The following is a 1,327-nucleotide window of genomic DNA, read 5'->3' as shown; positions in this document are numbered from 1 at the left end:
CTTGGACACGGTGTCATTTCGGTTATGCCGCTTCCGCGAGGGTAGCGGAGGCAGCGGCTTCGTAGGCGTTCGGGCTGATATTGCCGATCGCGGAGTGGCGGCGCCGGGTGTTGTAGCGGTTCGCCCAGCGGAACACGGCGCGGTAGGCAGTGGCCGCGTCGGGAAACGCAGAACGGCCTTCGAGGAGTTCACGTTTGAGGGTCGCGTTGAACGACTCGGCGAGGGCATTGTCGGCGGACGATCCGATCGCCCCCATCGACTGGGTCACCCCGAGTTGCTCGCAGAGGGCGGCGTATGCCTTCGAGGTGTAGACCGACCCGTGGTCTGAGTGGAACACCGAACCGGTAAGGGAACCGCGCTCGCGCCGGGCGGCTTCGAGCGCGCCCTCGACGAGTTCGGTGCGCATGTGGTCGGCCATCGCCCACCCGGTGAGCTTCCGCGAGCCGAGGTCGATGCACGAGGCGAAGTACAGGTTCGTGCCGCCCTCGACGGGTAGGTAGGTGATGTCGCCGACGTAGCGGCGGTTCGGTTCGCCGGCGGAGAAGTCGCGGCCGATCAGATCGGGGAAACGCCGTCCCGACTGGTCGGGGATCGTGGTGCGCACGCGACGGCGCAGCCGGACGCCGGCTAGGCCGTGCTCGCGCATCACGCGGGCCACCCGCTTGTGGTTGACCCGCCCGTCCGCGGCCGCACCCTCGTTCAGGTCGGCGGTGATCCTGGGTGCCCCCGAGGCACGGTCCCCGCCCAGCGCCGGGTCCTGCAGCACCCGGATCCGCTCAGCCAGCGCCGCATCCTCGGCTTGCCTCGCGGCACGTGCCGGCGCAGCGGCCAGCCACGCATAGAACGACGACCGGGCGATCTCGATGACCTCGCACAACCGCTTCACGCCCCAGGCGTCCTTGTGGTCCTCGACGAACTGGAAGCGGTTCACCAGTTCGTCTCCCCGGCGAAATACTTCGCCGCCTGGCGGAGGATGTCCCGCTCCTCAGCGAGCTTGGCCTGCTCGACCCTCAACGCGGCGTTCTCCGACTCCAGCCGCGCGATCCTCGCCGTCTGTGACTCGGGCCGGCCTCGGCTCGGCGCGACCGGCGCTGCACCCGCCGTCATGGTCCCCGAGCCCAGCTTGTCGACCCACTCCTTCAACGCGCCCCGAGACACGCCCAGATCCGCCGCGATCCCCTTGAGCGTCGCGCCCGGCGTGGACTCATACAAGTCCACCGCCCGACGGCGGAACTCGTCGGTGTAGTTCTTTCTGGCCATCCTTGGATTCTCGCTTCCCCCAGCAGTGTGCTGGATTCCACGTGTCCAAGATCAGGGGTCAAGCTCC

General features: G+C 68.5%; 1 protein-coding gene. It reads right to left on the bottom strand.

What is annotated here, in order from left to right:
• Positions 1 to 22: 22 nt before the first annotated feature.
• A protein-coding gene (locus QR64_RS03425) for an IS3 family transposase (RefSeq protein WP_152640907.1) occupies positions 23 to 1,260 on the bottom strand; the annotation gives its coding sequence in 2 pieces (ribosomal slippage) (positions 23 to 948 and positions 948 to 1,260; 1,239 coding nt in all).
• Positions 1,261 to 1,327: the final 67 nt, after the last annotated feature.

Origin of the sequence: Rhodococcus sp. Chr-9, from assembly GCF_000801125.1 — a bacterium.
Taxonomy (GTDB): Bacteria; Actinomycetota; Actinomycetes; order Mycobacteriales; family Mycobacteriaceae; genus Rhodococcus; species Rhodococcus pyridinivorans.
The sequence above is the reverse complement of the archived record's forward strand: the minus strand, read 5'-3'. Positions and strand labels throughout refer to the sequence as shown.